This window comes from Corynebacterium sp. MSK297 (assembly GCF_030232885.1).
Taxonomy (GTDB): Bacteria; Actinomycetota; Actinomycetes; order Mycobacteriales; family Mycobacteriaceae; genus Corynebacterium.
In genome coordinates, this window is sequence record NZ_JASPGD010000001.1 from 286,148 (window position 1) to 302,936 (window position 16,789).

Consider the following 16,789-nt stretch of genomic DNA (forward strand, 5'->3'; position numbering starts at 1 on the left):
TCTAGTCTACCGCCTTTTCTACCCAGGCAGTCCCCGCTTCGATTAACTGCGCGGCACCTGAAGTCAACGCAGCCAGCTGCGATTCGAGCTGCTCCACACCATCCGGGTCCACCGCCAAGGTATAGGTAACATCAGCCCCGTATTCCGTGTCGGTGATCGTGATATTTTTCGCGCGCAACTCAGATTCGTATTTCTGTGCGTCGGTATGCGAGAAGCGCACGGTATACAAATTGCGCAGGCACCGCCAGCGTCGTTGCACCTGTTCTACTGCCAGCCCCGCGGTCTGCGAATACGCGTGCACCAGCCCGCCTGCACCCAATTTGATGCCACCGAAGTATCGGACGACGACGCACGCGAGATCCTGCATCCCGGAACCATGGACAACATCCAAGATAGGTTTACCGGCCGTCCCGCCTGGTTCGCCGTCGTCAGAAGAACGCTCCACCGGGTTTGCCTGTTCCACCCGGTACATATAGGCCGAGCAATGATGCCGGGCGTCCGGAAATTCTGCCCGCACACGGTCAATAAAATCTCGAGCCTGCGAATCGTCTGACACACGCTCAATGATGCCGATAAACCGTGAACGCTTGATCTCAATCTCGGCGCGAAACGATTCGCCAGCCGCGGGCAATTGATAACAATGATCGTTGTCAGCCATTACTTCACCAAATAGTCATATTCCGCGGTACCCGGCAGCAAACGCTGGCAGTCAATAGACGATTCCTCCATGCGTTCCAGCAATGGCCCCAGATCCGTGGCAGCACCCAATTCCACGCCCACCAGCGCCGCACCAGTTTCGCGGTTATTGCGCTTGAGGTATTCAAACAATGTGATGTCATCATCGGGGCCGAGGATTTCCATCAGGAAATGCCGCAGCTGACCTGGTTCTTGCAAGAAATTAACCAGGAAGTAGTGCTTCAGTCCGCGGTCCACCAAGCTGCGTTCCATGATCTCGGCATAGCGCAGCACGTCATTATTACCGCCAGAGATGATACACACGACCACCGAACCTGGCGCGATATCCATCTGGCCCAATGCAGCCACCGACAACGCACCGGCTGGTTCGGCGATAATGCCTTCGTCTTGGTACAAACTCAGCTGCGCGGTACACACTGTGCCTTCGGAGACCTTAAGGTTCTGGATACGCTCACGGTTGGCAGCAATTACCTGATACGGGTGCGCGCCGATGCGTTTGACTGCGGCACCGTCCACGAACGGGTCGACGTCTTCCAGCGTCACCGGCTCCCCTGCCTCAAACGCGGCATCCAGAGAGGCAGCACCGCGTGGTTCAGCGCCGACGAGACTGGCGTGCGGTGCCATATCCGCGAAATAGCTGGTGATTCCGGACAATAGTCCACCGCCGCCGACGGGTACGACGACGGTATCAAGGCTGTGGCCGCGAGCAGAAAGCTGCGAGAGGATCTCGGCAGCTACGGTTCCTTGGCCGATGATGGTATCGCGGGCATCGAATGGCTCGACGACGGTGGAGCCGTATTTTTCCGCTTCCGCACGGGCAGCAGCTGCCGCCTCGTCGAAGTTTGCCCCAGTGACCACGAGTTCGATGGCATCACCACCGTGGACTTCGATGCGGTTGCGTTTTTGCTTCGGGGTTTTCGTCGGCACGAAAATGCGGCCTTTAATTCCCATGGTGCGGCAGGCATAAGCCACGCCTTGGGCGTGGTTTCCGGCGGATGCGGCCACGATTCCGGCCTCGCGTTCTTCCTGGCTCAGCTTCGCGATCGAATAGTAGGCGCCCCGGATTTTATAGGAACGCACATCCTGCAGGTCCTCGCGTTTCAGAAACACCTCAGCGCCGGTTTCCTGGGATAGCCGGGGACAGTATTGCAGCGGGGTGGGCGCAATGACACTGGAAATTCGCGACTGCGCAAGCTGAATATCAGCAGCCCGGATGGGCTCGAAATGAGCAGGGGAACTAGCGGCAGTCTGCGAGGTCGTCATAGCAACTTATTGTAACCACCCCACACTAGGTCTGCGTCATAACTAGGTCTCCAGCATCACTAGGTCTGTGCCATCACGATGCCGGGGCCCATCGTGGCTTTCAGATCCCCCATCAAGTTATTCGAGCGCTCCACTGTCAAGTGATCTCCCAGTACCAAGACTTCCTCGGCCTCGCCGTGGCTCAGCGTCAAGTACACCTCGGTATCACCCGGGTGATCCAGCAGCACAGATTTCAGCGCGGCAATCGCTTCCATCGAGCACTGCTGCGTGCTCAGGTGCAGGCGCAACGGTAAGCCTGCTCCCCCACCACGTCCCAGTTCGGGCACGCGCATATCGTTACCGATGACTTTCTGGTCACCGTCACCCCAAACCTGGATCTGGGCTTTGAACAGGACGATATTGTCCTCGACGATGTCTTCGGCGACCAGCGAATAAGCCTTGCTAAACACCCACACATCCACCTGCGCGCCATGGTGATCCTCAATGGTGACAATCGCCCAGGGCGAACCGTCCTTTTTGGAAAAACGCCGGTCAACATTCGAAATAATGCCGCCGATGACGACATTTTGCTTCGGCCGCAGCTCACCGGAAACCACCGTCGTCAGCGCGGTATCGGTATAGGCAGCCAGTGCTTGTTCGAAGCCGTCGAGCGGGTGACCAGAAACATACAACCCCAGCATTTCTCGTTCAAGCGCCAATTCGTGCTTGCGCTCCCACGACTCGTCCGGGACGGTAATCGTAAACGCGTTTTGCTCGTTATCATCGCCACCCATACCTGCGAACAGGTCAAACTGACCTTTATCCGCGGCCTTCTTCGTCGATTGCACCGAGTCGACGGCATCTTCCTGGATCAGCATCAACCCCTTACGCGGATGCCCCAACGAATCAAAAGCACCGGCTTTGATCAAGGCTTCGGTAATCCGCTTCGAGCACGGCAACAGCTCAATCTTGTCCAGATAGTCGCCGAACGAACGGTAGGCACCTTTTTGCTTGCGCGTTTTAATAATCGAGTTGACCACTTCCGTACCGACGTTGCGCACCGCGCCCATGCCATACCTAATATCCTTGCCGACAGCCATGAACTCGACATCCGACTCGTTGACATCTGGCGGCATCACCTTGATGCCCAGGTGGCGACAGTCTGCCAGGTAAATCGCGGATTTGTCCTTCTTATCACCCACCGAAGTCAGCAGCGCAGCCATGTACTCCGCGGTGTAGTAGGCCTTCAGGTATCCCGTCCAGAACGAGACCAGCCCGTAGCCCGCCGCGTGCGATTTGTTGAACGCGTAGGACGCGAATGGCTCGATAACGCCCCACAAGGTATCGCAGGCATCTTTGGAATAGCCGTTTTCTGCCATTCCGGAAGAAAACTTCTCGTACTGCTGGGCCAATACTTCCGGTTTCTTCTTACCCATGGCTTTTCGGAAACCATCCGCCTCACCAGCAGTGTAATTCGCGAGTTTCTGCGAAATACGCATGATCTGCTCCTGGTACACGATCAAACCATAGGTTTCTGCCAGAATCTCTTCCAGTGGTTCCGCCAGTTCCGGATGAATCGGGGTAATCGGTTTCCGTCCGTTTTTACGGTCGGCATAATCCAAGTGGGCATTAACACCCATCGGGCCTGGCCGATACAGCGCAAGCGCGGCGACGATGTCTTTAAAGCCCGTCGGGTTCATGCGTTTCAGCAGCTCTTGCATACCCGTGGAGTCCAGCTGGAACACACCCAAAGTTTCGCCACGCGACAGCAGCCGGTACACCTCAGAGACGGCGTCGTCGTCAGGCGTGAGTGTTTCCAGATCAATTTCTTCGCCGCGGTTCTGCCGGATATTGCGCAACGCATCACCGATCACCGTCAGGTTACGCAGCCCCAGAAAGTCCATCTTCAGCAGGCCGATGGCCTCACAAGCCGGGTAATCCCACCCAGTGATGATCGCACCATCCGCGTTGCGCTTCCACATCGGGATGTGTTCCATCAGCGGCACCGACGCCATAATCACCGCACACGCGTGCACGCCGGGTTGGCGCACTACCCCTTCCAACCCGCGGGCGGTGTCGTAAATCTTTTTCACGTCCGGGTCGGATTCGATGAGGTTGCGCACCTCGGTGGCCTCGGAATAGCGCTCGTGCTCCGGATCCATGATGCCCGACAGCGGAATATCTTTCGCCATGATCGGTGCTGGCAGCGCGCCGTTGATGCGGTCGGCCATCTGGAAACCGGGTTGCCCGAAGTGCACCTTCGCCGAGTCTTTAATCGCCTGCTTGGTTTTCACCGTGCCGAAGGTGATCACCTGCGCGATCTTGTCCTCACCCCAGCGTTCTGCGGCATAGGTGATCATTTCTCCGCGCCGGCGGTCATCGAAGTCGATATCGATATCGGGTGCCGACGGACGCTCCGGGTTCAAGAAACGCTCGAACAACAGCCCGTGCTCGATGGGGTCGATATTGGTGATCGTCAGCGCGTAGGCCACCAGTGCGCCCGCAGCCGAACCACGACCCGGGCCCACCCATATGCCCACAGAGCGGGCATATTTGATGATCTCGGCGACGATCAAAAAATACGACGGATAACCTTTGCCGTCAATGACCTCGATTTCATATTCTGCACGCTCAATGTATTCACGAGGCACCTCCTGGCCCGGGAATCGTTCTGCCAGGCCCTCCATGACCTCGTGATGCAGCCAGGTAGTCGGTGTATAGCCTTCTGGCACATCCGCCACCGGCATGCGGTCATGCGAGTGTTCTTCCCACATGGAGGAATAATCACCGACGCGCTCAGCAATCCACAACGTGTTATCGCAACCATCGGGAACCATATGATCCCAGGTTTCGCGCATTTCCGCCGCGGATTTGATGTAATAGCCGTCGCCATCGAACTTGAAACGATCCGGGTCCTGGAACGTCTTGCCGGTCTGCACACACAGCATCGCCTCATGGGCTTTTGCTTGCGATTGCAACACATAATGGCAGTCGTTGGTCACCAGTGGCGGCAAGTCCAGGCGTTTGCCGATCTCTAGCAGCTGATCCCTGGTGCGCTTTTCGATGTCCAGACCGTGATCCATCAACTCCAGGAAATAATTTTCCTTGCCGTAGATGTCCTGCCACATCGCCGCGGCTTCCAAGGCCTCGTTAAATTGGCCCAAGCGCAGGCGGGTCTGTACATCACCCGACGGGCAACCGGTGGTTGCGATGATGCCGTCGGCATGCTCGGCGATCAGCTCGGCATCCATGCGTGGCCACTTACCAAGCTGGCCCTCATAGGATGCCAGCGAGGACAGCTTGAACAGATTTTTCAAGCCCGTAGCGTTTTCCGCGAGCATCGTCTGGTGCAAATAAGCACCGGAGGCGGAGACGTCGTCACGTTTTTGATCCGGGGTTCCCCAGCGCACGCGGTTTTTATTGAAGCGGGATTCCGGGGCCATATAGGCCTCGATACCGATAATCGGCTTGATGCCTTTCGACGTCATGCGACGATAAAACGCATCGGCACCGAACATATTGCCGTGGTCGGTCATGCCGACGGCAGGCATTCCTTGCCGGTTAACCTCTTCCGAAAGCAAATCCACCTTCGCCATACCATCCAACATGGAAAATTCGGTGTGATTGTGCAGATGAACGAAAGAGGAGTTTTTAGCCATGGAGTTATTCTAACGCCAATCGGCTAGGACTCCAGTGCCTGTTCTGCACGCGCGTGAGCTCGTAAAACATAAAAAGCAGCAACCGCACCCAAGAGTGCCGCAAGAAGGCCTGGCCAGGCAAAAGAGCCGTTAAACACGCCAATGACCAAGCTGAAACAGCCCGCAAAAATCGCCAACAGTGCGACGCTAAACGTGATCGATTCTCGCTTCTTCATAGCCCTGAATTCTAGCCGACGTTCGCGGACGGATGGAAGGTAACCTGCGGTGGGCTGATGCCGAACTGCCCGAATACTGCATCAGGCGGCAATACCTCGACAGCATAGACATGCTGGGTGTGCACCAGCGGTGCTAGGCGGCTCGGAGTGTCATAGGCAACGATGGCGATGACACCCGGTGTTGTCGCACCTGAGGAGGCAGCGAGAACATTCGCAAAAACCTCGCCACGAGCGCCTGCCGCACTGTGTGTGCTGGCATCGGTGGGTTCCGGCAGGGCTAGGATCTGTAAATCCTGCGTGATGACAGTGCCAACACGGTGGAGATCCGCGACGAGTTCGCCTGCTTCTGCACTGGTGAGCGGTTCGGTGAAAGACACCATCGCGAAAGCATTATGCCCTGGCGCGCCGGCGAGTGCTGCGGCCAGGGAGTCGTCGGCAAGCGATTGATACTCGGCATCGGTCTGCTGTGCGTGCTGGCCCAGGTGATCGCCAGCGAAAGGCCGCGGGCGGGTGTAATCATCGCCGCCGGCCAACCACAGCAGCCCCGCAAGCAGCGAGGTAACGACGAGCAGTTCGCCGAGAGTGCGGGTAAACATCGTGTGCCCATTTCCCCGCAACTACTGCCGCAGCTTGCCGAGGGCGTCGGCAAGATCATCCGGGTACGGCGCCTCGATTTCCATCCAGTGCCCGTCGGCAGGATGGTGAAAACCAACCTTGACCGCGTGCAACCATTGCCGGTTAAGCCCCAGGCGCTGCGCAAGATTCGGATCGGAGCCATACATAGGATCACCACAACACGGGTGGCCAAGCGCGGACATGTGCACGCGAATCTGGTGGGTGCGCCCAGTTTCCAGGGAGATCTCCAGCAGGCTGGCCTCCCGGAATGCTTCGAGCAAGCGGTAGTGGGTGATGGCTCGTTTGCCGTCGTCGGTGACCGCGAATTTCCATCCGGAACTCGGGTGGCGTCCGATGGAACCGTCCACGGTGCCCTCGATCGGATCCGGCAGCCCTTGCACCAGCGCGTGATAGGTTTTGGAAACAGTGCGCTGGCGAAATGCGTTTTTCAGGCTGCTGTAGCCACGCTCTGAGGCGGCGACCACCATCACCCCCGAGGTGCCGACGTCAAGGCGTTGCACAATTCCCTTGCGTTCCGGCGGGCCGGACGTCGAAATGCGGAAACCGGCCGCAGCTAGGCCTCCCACGACAGTCGGGCCTTCCCAGCCGACGGTGGGGTGCGCAACCACGCCGACAGGTTTGTGCACGGCAATCAGGTCATCATCGAAATAGAGAATCTCCATGCCTTCGACGAGTTCTTCCTTCGGCACCAGTGGTTTCGCCGGTTCCGGGAGCGTGACCTCCAGCCAGGCTCCTTCGTGCAGGCGGTCAGACTTGCCGACGATCGTGCCGTCGACAAGCACGTCCCCGTCCGCGCTCAAGCTGGCCGCGACTGTACGTGAGAGCCCAAGCAACTTGGCCAGCGCGGCGTCGACACGCATGCCGGCTAGGCCTTCCGGCACCGGAAGTGAGCGGGTTTCGCGAGAATTAGTGCTCATCGTCGGCCTCCTGAGAATCAGCCTTACGTGCGCGGCGTTCTTCGGTGAATACCGCGATCAAAAACAGTGCGACGCCGACGGTAATGAATGAGTCCGCAACGTTGAAGATGGCGAAATCACCCACGGAAATGAAATCCACCACGTGGCCGAACCAAAAACCGGGTTCGCGCAGTAGCCGGTCCACGAGGTTGCCACCCGCGCCGCCAGCGACCATGGCCAGCGCGATTGCTTGGAATCGGTCGTCGATGCGCGGTGCTGCGATGAGCACACCGACGAGGAAGACCAGTTGGAAGGTGGTAAACAGCCAGGTCGATGATTCACCGCCCAGCGAGAATGCCGCGCCCGGGTTGTAGACCAGCAGGAAGCGGAACCAGTCGCCGATGATGTGGAGTGCTTGACCGGGTTCTAGTGCAGCTTCGATGGCGATTTTGCTGGCTTGGTCGAACGCGACGACGGCCGCGATGATCAGCAGCATGAGCCGCAGGTAGGGTGCGCGTCGTCGAGTTGGCAACGTTTTTAACCTAGTCACGAGTTTTATTGTTCCTGAAAGTGGGGTTTTACGTGAAATCGCGGCGCTGGTTAGACTGGCGTTCGTGATTTCTGCTGCTGCTATTGTTCGATTCGCTTCCGCCGGACGGACTTCTTCCGGACGGAATTCTTCCCGACGCTCTGGCGCTTCCCGACGCGTCACTGCTGCCTCCTTGCTGACCGCTTCTGCACTGGTGTTGGCTGCGTGCGGTGATGACGGGGCTGGTGCTGACGGTTCCGGTAACCTCGGCAGCGCTAATAGCGCAGGTAGTGCTGGTGAGCGTCGCGGTGCGGCCCCTGCCACAGAGCAAGCGATCGGCTTGCCTATTGACCCTCCACGCATCGAAGTTGCCTCCACTGGTGAGGGTGAACGCGTGGCCTTGGAATATGACGATGTCGACGCCGAGCAGGCAGTTGATGTCGAGGTGTCGGAGGGGTTTGAGCAACTGGTGATGCGTAATGAGCAGTTGGTCACCGAGGCCCCCCAGGCTAGTGAGATGGTGACTACTACCCTGCCGGTTGCTGGTTCCGTGTTGGTTCCGGAGGGATTTGATGAGTCCACTCCGGGCGCGGATTCTTCGCGGCATGTGGATTTCCGGGTACGGGACCCGAAGATTTCTGGTGATTCGGCAGACATTACCTCTGCTGATGGTTTTGGTTTCGGCTGGTTGGCTGAGCCGAATGGCCAGTTGAATACGCTGTTGTTGGCTGCCCCAGAGCGAGCAAGCGATGAAGCCCGCGCGATCATGGAGCAGTCTTTGACGAAGTTGGTCTCTACTCCGGTGGTATTTCCGGAGGAACCGGTTGGCGTGGGTGCGGAGTGGTCGGTGGATTTGCGCGTCGCTGGCGAGGCCACGATGTTGCAGACCACTACGTTTACCGTCACCGAGATTTCTGGCGATGAGGTCACGTTGAATGTTGCCGTCGAGCAGCGCCCTGCTTTGGGTGCATTGTCGTTGGAGGGCCACGCTGGTGCGGAAGGGTTTGCTGATGACACGTTGAACGTAACCAGTACGGATACGCGTTCGACGGGTTCGCTGACTGTTAATGTGCATAAGCCGTTGCCAGTTTCCGGCGAACTCGACTTCACCACTCGCGTGGTGTACGGCAATGACAGCGGCAAGGCCAGCGTCGTACAGGATTCCTCGACTCGCTTGCGCTTTATCAGCGCAGAGTAGGCAGCGAAGTAGGCGGATAAGAAATAGGCGTACGCGCGAATCTTTAGAATGGTGGCTCATCAGAGGCGCTATAGGTTGTGCTAGCCGCAGCTTTCTCCTTGTCCGCGATATAGTCATCTATCCCTTCCGGTCCGAGTGCTTCCAACCACGCTTTTTCTTCCAACAACTCCAGCCGCTCCGTAGCACAGGATTTATCTGTACCCATCCGAGCACGACACCGCGCCAACGAAATATCCAACCAACCCAGTGCCTTATCCCATAACGCTTGCCGACGCTGGGCTTGTTGTTTTTCTTCTTCATTCCGGTACTGCCGATATGTGCTGTCCTGGGCTGCTTCAAACGGATTAATAATCGGACCGGATACAGCACCAAAGCCCGAACCAGCACCAACACCGAAATAGGTTCTCCTCGAAGACTTGCCGTTGTGGGCAGAATCTTGTGCCTGCTCGGTTTTTCGCCGCGCATCACGCTCACGCATCTTCGCCATCCGGTCGGCCTTATGTTTTTCTTGCCGAATCTTGTCCGCTTGGGCTTGTTCCCGGCGCTCTTGCCGGTAGCGTGCAGCCTGGTCCGCCACCGTGCACACCCACTTCCGCTGCGAATTCGCCAGCGGACCATTGGGCTCAGTTGATGACCACGAACCGTCAGCAAACAACCACACCACAGTTCCTGAAGCCGGTTCAAAAATAGGCCGGGCTCGACGATCCGTTTTGATGTTGTGGTGATGCTGGCACAGCGCCACCAAATTCGCAGGTGTAGTTGGCCCGCCCTCGTCGTATTCAATGACATGATCCAACTGCGATGTTGCTGCAGGTTTGCTACAACCGGGATACCGGCACGTGCCATCCCTGCCGACTACTGCCGACCGGATCGCGGGACTAACCCTATAACCGGCCATCTGTAAGGTCAGTGCATCATCGGCATCCACAATTTTGGTTGCCTGACTAGCAAGATCCTCAGCTTGCTTGCCGAATACCACCTCGTAGCCTGTACCAGTCGCAGTCGCTGTATCCGTGGAAACAAACACTGGGGCACCGGGAACATCACTAGCCCGATAGCACTGCAGGCTCACCTTCGGCCCACTAGCGCCAAGGAGTAATTCCACAGTGGCATCACGCATCGAAAGCCCTGTGTCTTTCGCGTGCGCCCGAATCCGCGCATCGATTGTGGCGAATGTTGCCACATCTGTATCGAAGCGGAAACACCGCGCATTATCACCGCTACGCTGACTAATGGGAATATCGAAGTGCTCAAAATCTTTCCGGTCAGCCTGTCGCGGTTTGTCAGCGACCGTAGAATCCAGTGCTTCGATTTCTTTGCTGATTCTTCGCGCAATCGCATTTTTTGTGGGCATCACCTGCCCTGGTTTCTTTGGGCAAAGGTATTTCACCAGCATTGCGTCAATATGCCGGTAAAGGGATGCGTCGGCATCGCCAGCTTTATCCATCGCCCGGTCAATAGAAATCCAGCGCTCTAGATCGATATGCCACATCCGAGTCGCTATCTCATACAACTTTGGCAATTCTCGCATGCGTACAAAAGCATGCACGAGTTGTTCGACCCGGTACGGCGAGAGCCCGGTATCTGCTACCAGGCCGGTAAAAAGCTCATCAACATCACTGTGGTTGGTATCTATCAGTCCATGCCAGAAATAGAATTCCTGCCGCCGCAGCTGTAATCCAGATAACGCTTGCTGGTTATCAGGGTTGCAGTGAGAATAAAACGGTTCCGGAAACCGCGGCAAAGCCGCAACGTCATCGTCACAATCATTGTTGTTGTCATCGCTGCGATTGTTTCTGTGATTGTCACTGTGGTGATCTTTGTGGCTTTCGCTATCGCGACTATACATAATCCCCTCCCCCGAAATCATTTTCTACAAGTAGTAACTTCAGCCTATTTAATGGACTTAGATTAAGCAATAGTGTTCGAAAACGTATTGAGCCCCTAGAAGCAGGACTCAACCGAAGTCTGCACCAAACACTAAAACCATCCCCTCACACCCACCGTCGAAACCATGCACATATATTCGAACGACGTATGTCCGAACAGGAAAAACAAACGAGCGCTCGAATCCACCCATTCGTCGGCAAGCACCCCGTGCCCATGCACCAGCCACGCACACCAGCCACGCATATCAATCCCAGATATCAATCCCTAAGAAGTGGGTTTTGCAGGCAATTCAATTTCGTGAATTACGCTGTGTTAACGTCATTTTCGTGACTTGAATTACCGCTTCAACCCCAGCATCGGGATAACTGAATCGATTTAGCCACAAGCAGTATTTCGAAAGCAGAAACGGAATTCCCGCGTGGCAAGCCTGTTTCTGCTACCAAAACAAATACCTGCCCCCTGGGCTTCAACTACATATCTGATTACGTGCCGGTCGCACACTGCATGCGCTGCTGCATACGCCGCTGTTGCCGCCACCGCATTCGCGTCTCACCACGTAAAACTTCGTACGGAGAGGCCCCAAGGCCCGTTGGCCAGCCTCAGCGCTACGGCCTTACAACCTCACTACGAAGCTTTTTATCCACCTCACAGTTCGGAGTGTCTCCCATGAACCAATTTATGGTTAATACCGAAGCGATCGGAGGAAGCCTCGGGCTCACAGCGCTCGTCTCCGCCGTTCCACTGGTGACCTTCTTCGTCATGCTGTTGTTCGTGAAAGCACGCGCACACACCTCCGGCGCCGCAGCACTGCTGGCTGCCCTGCTCATCGCAATCTTTGGCATGAGCATGCCTGTCGACGCCGCGATTTCCTCGGCATTCCGCGGTGGCCTCTTCGGTTTGCTGCCTATCGTCTGGGTCATTATGATGGCGATCTGGTTCTACCAGGTCACCGTGGCGTCTGGCCGGTTCGAGGATCTACGTCGCACATTCGACGCCCTCGGCAACGGTGATATCCGCATCCAGGCAATCCTCATCGCTTTCTGTTTCGGTGGCTTGCTGGAAGCACTCGCCGGATTCGGCGCACCGGTAGCTATCACCGCTACCATGATTCTGGCCTTGGGAGTCAAGCCGCTCAAGGCTGCGACCACCGTTTTGCTGGCCAACACCGCACCGGTAGCTTTCGGCGCCGTCGCCATCCCGATTACCACCGCAGGTAACGTCGGTGGCCGTACCATCGAGCAGACCGAAAACATCGCCGCTATCGTCGGCCACCAGGCACCATTTTTTGCCTTCTTCGTGCCATTCATCCTGCTGTTCATCCTCGACGGGACCCGCGGTATGCGCGAAGCCGCCCCAGCCGCAGCAGTCATCGGCGGTGCCTTCGCCATCGCACAGTGGTGGGCGTCGAACTTCTTCGCCTACCAGCTCACCGACATCGTCGCCTGCCTGGTCTCACTGGGTGCCGCCTTCGCCTTCCTGCGTGTCTGGCAGCCGAAGGGCATTGCCGCGATGCGCAAGCGCCTCGACATCCCAGAGCGCGAAGACGATGGCGAAGTTCTCACCAAAAACCGCGTGTGGATGGCCATGATGCCGTACGCCGTCGTGACCGTCATCTTCGGCTTGGCCAACCTGGGAGAAACCATCCCAGGAATCCTGGACAAACCAAAGATTTCCTTCGCCTGGCCACTGCTCACTGACCGCCTCGTCAGCGCGACTGGCAGTGTCATCGACACCTCATATACATTCAAGATCATCAACAACCCGGGTACGCTGTTGCTGATTTCTGGCATCATCGTCGCCGTTGCATACGGCATCTTCAACCACAACGGCAAATTCCGCGTGAAAGCAAGCGACGTCGTCAGCGAGCTGACCAGCACCGCATACAAGATGCGCTGGACCGCTCTGACCATCGTGCTGGTCCTAGCACTCGCGTACGTCATGAACTACTCCGGCCAGACCGTGGCTATGGGCACCTATGTGGCCTCGCTCGGCGCAGTGTACGGCTTCCTCGCACCGGTTCTGGGCTGGGTCGGTACCGCGATTACCGGTTCCGACACATCCGCCAACGCGCTATTCGCCAACCTGCAGGTCACCGCCGCAAATAACATTGGCCTGAACCCAGACCTGCTGCTGGCAGCGAACACCACCGGTGGTGTCGTCGGCAAGATGATCTCGCCACAGTCGCTGGCCATTGCCGCTACCGCCGTCAACCTGGAGGGCAAAGAAAGCGCAATCTTCAAGTCCGTCGTCGGCTACTCCATCGTGTTGCTGATCGGACTCTGCACCCTTGTCTTCTTGCAGACCAACATTCTGTCCTGGATGGCGCCCGTCGTGAACTAAAAATCACACAACCAGCAACTGGCAGGCAACAACCAGCAGGCAAGACAATGGCCGCCCGCACACCGTGTACTTGGTGTTGGGCGGCCTTCCGCATATCGGCGTCGCACTTATCAGCGTCTCACGTATCGGCGTCGTGCTTGCCGACGCCATGCGGCAGATTGCCCTGCCGCACGAGCCACGCAAACCGCGTGAGCCGTGTGGCCGTGTGGCCGTGTGGCCTACTCGCCACAAATGCTAGTCCGGAAAGCTAGCTACTGCGCAGGCTGCTCTGCCGGTTGTTCTGCGTGTTCATCGTGCCCCTCAGGATGGCCAGGGTGGCCTTCTTCGATAACTTCTGCCTCGTTTGGTGGCACGTCGACGCCGTCATGCAGACACATCTCCGGCACCTGCTCCGGTTCCACGGTGTTGGTGACCAAGACACAAGCCCATTCGCGCGAGAGCTTCCACTGGCCGTCTTGGTGGATGAACTCGACGTTGTCGGCGGTCTGTGGTTCACGATCCGGCATGGTGTAGCCGACGATGGTCAACGCGGTGTCATCGGTGTATCCAGGGAAAACAGATTGCACTTCGAAGTTAGCCCCAGATTCGACCTTCGCGGCTGCCAACGTGTCAAACAGTTCCGGGAAATTTTCGCCACCTTCGACAGTCTTGGTGCGCTCTTCTGCCGGGAGATTCGGATCAGATGCACGCTGCAAAACGCCGTTGAGCTCTTCTGCAGTTGGCAGATCAACCGGGGCGCTTTCCGCCTTGGTGCTCGATTCTGCGTTGCTGGTGGTTTCGGCGGCGGTGTCCGCATTTTCGGCGTCGTCAGAGCACGCTGCAAGGGTCAATGCCAAACCAATAGTGGCGGCGGTGATGCTCGTTTTCGTGAATTTCACGGTTTATCCTCCAAAATAGACATCGGCGTTATCGAGTACGAAGCCGGAGCGTGCACGCGACAGCGTATGCAGGGGCCACAGCGTTCAGACTCGGAGCGCTCGAAGAAATCTTACCCGTGCGCCTTTTATACTTAAATTTATGACTCGCCAGATCGCCATCATCTGCACCGGAGGCACCATCGCCTGCACCGCCGATAACACCGGGGCTCTCGTGCCGACGGTCAGCGGCAACCAGCTTGTCGACGCCACACGAAATTCGCTTGCCGACGACCTGAGCTTTCGCATCCACGATACGCTGCAGTTAGATTCATCATCGATTGGCCTACCGGAGCTGGACACACTGCTAACCACAATCGCGGAGCAAGTAGCTGATTCGGAAGTCTCGGCGGTGGTGGTTACACATGGCACCGATTCCATGGAGGAATCCGCTTTCGCCACGGCTCTGCTGGTGCACGGCGCCCCGGTGGTTTTTACCGGCGCCCAGCGTGCTTTTGATCACCCGGAGACTGACGGCCCAGCGAACCTGGCAGGCGCTATCAACCGCGCGGTGGAACTGGTAGGAACCAGTGCAGCCGAGGTGCATTTCGCCGGGAAAAACTTGCCTGCTACAGCTGTACACAAACGGCACACATCGGAACTCGAAGCCTTCTCAGCCCACGGCCCCGCGGTGTCACTAGACACAGTGCCACTAGAAATAGTGCCAGCAGAAACCTCGCAGCCGTCTCCGCTGACTTCTACTTCCTCCCCTATACTCCCTGCCCTATCTGGTTATTTTGTGCCCATCATTGCTGGTTATCCTGGTGCCACCCCGGAATTGCTGGAGCACGCTGTGGCAGCCGGGGCCGATGGTCTAGTCATTGCGGCACTTGGTTCCGGAAATATGTCGGCAGAGCTCGGGCATGCCGCCCGGCGCGCTGTGCAGCAGGGCATCCCGGTGGTCGTAGCCACGCGAGTGCCACAGGGTTCGGTGACGTTGGCCTACGGCGGTGGCGGCGGCGGTGCGACCTTAGCCGAGCACGGCGCGGTTTCTGCGCGCACAGTGCACCCAGGTCAAGCCCGCCTGGCACTGATTATTGCCTTGGCTACTAAGACCAACCCGGAAGAATTATTCCGTCGTTTCGACTAAAGCTGACTTTCTGCTAGCCAGTCCTCCCACGCTAGTGAATCGAGCGGGTCCGCCGGCACCAGCTGCGGGTCATCGGCGGCGAAGGTGCGGGTTTTCCCGGGCCCAGTAGCTCGGGTTTCAAAACGCACAGAAACCACCCCGTGCCCGCTGCCTTGGATCCAGCCATGGCCGAAATCCGGGTGGAACACATCCTGAGTTGCGCGCCAGTGGCTGCCGGGAAGCTCAGGCGCACTGGCTTGTTCGGCCGCCGCGTCTTCTACAACCCCCGGAACCGCTCCCCCGTCTGCGCCTGGGATACCGGTGACCATGGTCGGCTCTTCCATACTCAGGCCACCACTCGCGCTTGTTGTGACCTGTCGTTGTGCCGCGCGGTCGAGTTCCGGAAACAGCACGTCTTGCCGGGCGGTTTCTAAGCCGGAGTACCCGACACCGACCAACCGCACCGGCCCGGTTTCTGCCGGATAGCGCACGACCGTCCCGGCGACCGCGCGCAAGGTTTCCGCATCATCGGTGGCATACGGGAGGGTGGCCGAGCGAGTTTCGGTGCGGAAATCCGCCATCTTCAACTTCACCGTGACCGTGCGCGCGCCCCGGCCGTCGGCAAGCAAGCGCTTATGCGCTGATTCTGCGGCCCACCCGACGGCTTCGTCCACCTGCGCGGCGGTGGTCAGGTCTTTGGCGAAGGTTTGTTCCGCCGAATGCGATTTCGCCTCTGCGCGCGGGGCCACCGGGCGCTCGTCGATGCCGCGCGCCAGATGCCACAAGTCCATGCCGACGGTGCTGCCCAATGAGATTTTTACCTCGCGCTCGCTCATATTCGCCAAATCCCCGATCGTCGTCACGCCAATGGACTGCAACTTCGACGCCGTGACTGGCCCGACACCCCACAGCTTGCCGACGGGCAGCGGGTGCAGAAATTCCAGTTCTTCGTCGACAGGAATGATCTTGGAGCCATCCGGTTTCGCCTGGCCTGAGCCGATTTTCGCGAATTGTTTTCCGGAGCCCGCGCCGATCGACGACGGCAAACCGGTGGTATCTTTGATTTCTGCGCGCAGGCTATCCGCCCAGTCTTTGACCTCTGCCGCGGTGGCTCCGATGAGTTCGGCAGGTTCCATGAACGCTTCGTCGATAGAGAGTTGTTCCACCAGGTCCACGCGCTGGTGAATCAGCTCGAATACGCGCTTGCTGGCAGCCGAATACACGGCCTTGCGCGGCTGGATTTGTACCGCACCAAAGCCGATGAGTTGCAGTGCCCGATACGTGGGCATCGCAGACGACACCCCGAATTTGCGGGCTTCATAGGAAGCTCCGGCGACGACTCCCCGGCCATTCATGCCACCGACGATGACGGGGCGGCCGCGCAGAGTGGGCCGGGTCAGCTGCTCGACGGAAGCGAAAAACGCGTCCATGTCGATGTGAATGACCCAGCGCTGCATATACTTCAGTCTAGTGACTGTGCTCGAGTAAGGGCTGACCGTGCGGCG

The 16,789-nt window shown here is 58.0% G+C and carries 14 protein-coding genes; 4 read left to right on the top strand and 10 right to left on the bottom strand.

Translation table 11 applies throughout. From position 1 onward, the window contains the following. Position 1: 1 nt before the first annotated feature. From QP888_RS01335 to lspA, 7 genes are read right to left on the bottom strand one after another with little or no spacing between them, the layout of a single operon-like run. Positions 2 to 658, bottom strand: a complete 657-nt coding sequence (locus QP888_RS01335) for an IMPACT family protein (protein WP_284811645.1) — start codon at positions 656 to 658, stop codon at positions 2 to 4. Next, positions 658 to 1,959 (bottom strand): threonine ammonia-lyase IlvA, encoded by a 1,302-nt coding sequence (gene ilvA, locus QP888_RS01340; protein ID WP_284811647.1) that lies wholly within the window; start codon positions 1,957 to 1,959, stop codon positions 658 to 660. The genes QP888_RS01335 and ilvA overlap by 1 nt, the downstream gene beginning before the upstream one ends. 59 nt (positions 1,960 to 2,018) lie before the next feature. Continuing rightward, complete coding sequence (dnaE, locus tag QP888_RS01345; protein ID WP_284811649.1) at positions 2,019 to 5,597, bottom strand: DNA polymerase III subunit alpha; 3,579 nt, start codon at positions 5,595 to 5,597, stop codon at positions 2,019 to 2,021. A 23-nt stretch (positions 5,598 to 5,620) separates the two neighbouring features. Next, positions 5,621 to 5,812: a hypothetical protein gene (locus tag QP888_RS01350; protein ID WP_284811650.1), complete on the bottom strand. Its 192-nt coding sequence runs from the start codon at positions 5,810 to 5,812 to the stop codon at positions 5,621 to 5,623. A gap of 11 nt (positions 5,813 to 5,823) precedes the next feature. Then, positions 5,824 to 6,408 (bottom strand): hypothetical protein, encoded by a 585-nt coding sequence (locus QP888_RS01355; protein ID WP_284811652.1) that lies wholly within the window; start codon positions 6,406 to 6,408, stop codon positions 5,824 to 5,826. Between the two features lie 21 nt (positions 6,409 to 6,429). Further along, positions 6,430 to 7,365, bottom strand: coding sequence for an RluA family pseudouridine synthase (locus tag QP888_RS01360; RefSeq protein ID WP_284811654.1), 936 nt, complete (start codon positions 7,363 to 7,365; stop codon positions 6,430 to 6,432). Further along, positions 7,355 to 7,894 (bottom strand): signal peptidase II, encoded by a 540-nt coding sequence (lspA, locus tag QP888_RS01365; RefSeq protein WP_284811655.1) that lies wholly within the window; start codon positions 7,892 to 7,894, stop codon positions 7,355 to 7,357. The genes QP888_RS01360 and lspA overlap by 11 nt, the downstream gene beginning before the upstream one ends. Positions 7,895 to 7,958: 64 nt before the next feature. Between lspA and QP888_RS01370 the strand changes: the two genes are divergently transcribed. After that, positions 7,959 to 9,071 (top strand): hypothetical protein, encoded by a 1,113-nt coding sequence (locus QP888_RS01370; protein WP_284811657.1) that lies wholly within the window; start codon positions 7,959 to 7,961, stop codon positions 9,069 to 9,071. A gap of 43 nt (positions 9,072 to 9,114) precedes the next feature. Here QP888_RS01370 and QP888_RS01375 read toward each other — a convergent pair whose 3' ends face one another. After that, on the bottom strand, positions 9,115 to 10,920 hold the full coding sequence (locus QP888_RS01375) for an HNH endonuclease signature motif containing protein (RefSeq protein WP_284811659.1): 1,806 nt from the start codon (positions 10,918 to 10,920) through the stop codon (positions 9,115 to 9,117). Between the two features lie 707 nt (positions 10,921 to 11,627). Between QP888_RS01375 and QP888_RS01380 the strand changes: the two genes are divergently transcribed. Beyond that, entirely contained in the window at positions 11,628 to 13,301 is a 1,674-nt protein-coding gene (locus tag QP888_RS01380) for an L-lactate permease (RefSeq protein ID WP_284811661.1), read from the top strand. A 64-nt stretch (positions 13,302 to 13,365) separates the two neighbouring features. Continuing rightward, positions 13,366 to 13,539, top strand: a complete 174-nt coding sequence (locus QP888_RS01385; protein WP_284811664.1) for a hypothetical protein — start codon at positions 13,366 to 13,368, stop codon at positions 13,537 to 13,539. A gap of 13 nt (positions 13,540 to 13,552) precedes the next feature. On the opposite strand, the gene QP888_RS01390 is transcribed toward QP888_RS01385, so the two are convergent. Then, entirely contained in the window at positions 13,553 to 14,179 is a 627-nt protein-coding gene (locus tag QP888_RS01390; protein ID WP_284811665.1) for a WKL family lipoprotein, read from the bottom strand. A gap of 139 nt (positions 14,180 to 14,318) precedes the next feature. On the opposite strand from QP888_RS01390, the gene QP888_RS01395 reads away from it, so the two are divergent. Next, positions 14,319 to 15,305 (top strand): asparaginase, encoded by a 987-nt coding sequence (locus QP888_RS01395; RefSeq protein ID WP_284811666.1) that lies wholly within the window; start codon positions 14,319 to 14,321, stop codon positions 15,303 to 15,305. Here QP888_RS01395 and QP888_RS01400 read toward each other — a convergent pair. Further along, positions 15,302 to 16,741, bottom strand: a complete 1,440-nt coding sequence (locus QP888_RS01400; protein WP_284811668.1) for a DNA polymerase IV — start codon at positions 16,739 to 16,741, stop codon at positions 15,302 to 15,304. The two genes, QP888_RS01395 and QP888_RS01400, sit on opposite strands and share 4 nt — an antisense overlap. Positions 16,742 to 16,789 lie beyond the last annotated feature (48 nt).

What these genes read in the sequence shown, in the direction of transcription:
- QP888_RS01360 (WP_284811654.1), bottom strand. Translation starts at nt 7,365, where the DNA reads ATGAGCACTAATTCTCGCGAAACCCGCTCACTTCCGGTGCCGGAAGGC.
- QP888_RS01335 (WP_284811645.1), bottom strand. Translation starts at nt 658, where the DNA reads ATGGCTGACAACGATCATTGTTATCAATTGCCCGCGGCTGGCGAATCG.
- QP888_RS01355 (WP_284811652.1), bottom strand. Translation starts at nt 6,408, where the DNA reads ATGTTTACCCGCACTCTCGGCGAACTGCTCGTCGTTACCTCGCTGCTT.
- QP888_RS01380 (WP_284811661.1), top strand. Translation starts at nt 11,628, where the DNA reads ATGAACCAATTTATGGTTAATACCGAAGCGATCGGAGGAAGCCTCGGG.
- QP888_RS01350 (WP_284811650.1), bottom strand. Translation starts at nt 5,812, where the DNA reads ATGAAGAAGCGAGAATCGATCACGTTTAGCGTCGCACTGTTGGCGATT.
- QP888_RS01395 (WP_284811666.1), top strand. Translation starts at nt 14,319, where the DNA reads ATGACTCGCCAGATCGCCATCATCTGCACCGGAGGCACCATCGCCTGC.
- ilvA (WP_284811647.1), bottom strand. Translation starts at nt 1,959, where the DNA reads ATGACGACCTCGCAGACTGCCGCTAGTTCCCCTGCTCATTTCGAGCCC.
- QP888_RS01400 (WP_284811668.1), bottom strand. Translation starts at nt 16,741, where the DNA reads ATGCAGCGCTGGGTCATTCACATCGACATGGACGCGTTTTTCGCTTCC.
- QP888_RS01375 (WP_284811659.1), bottom strand. Translation starts at nt 10,920, where the DNA reads ATGTATAGTCGCGATAGCGAAAGCCACAAAGATCACCACAGTGACAAT.
- dnaE (WP_284811649.1), bottom strand. Translation starts at nt 5,597, where the DNA reads ATGGCTAAAAACTCCTCTTTCGTTCATCTGCACAATCACACCGAATTT.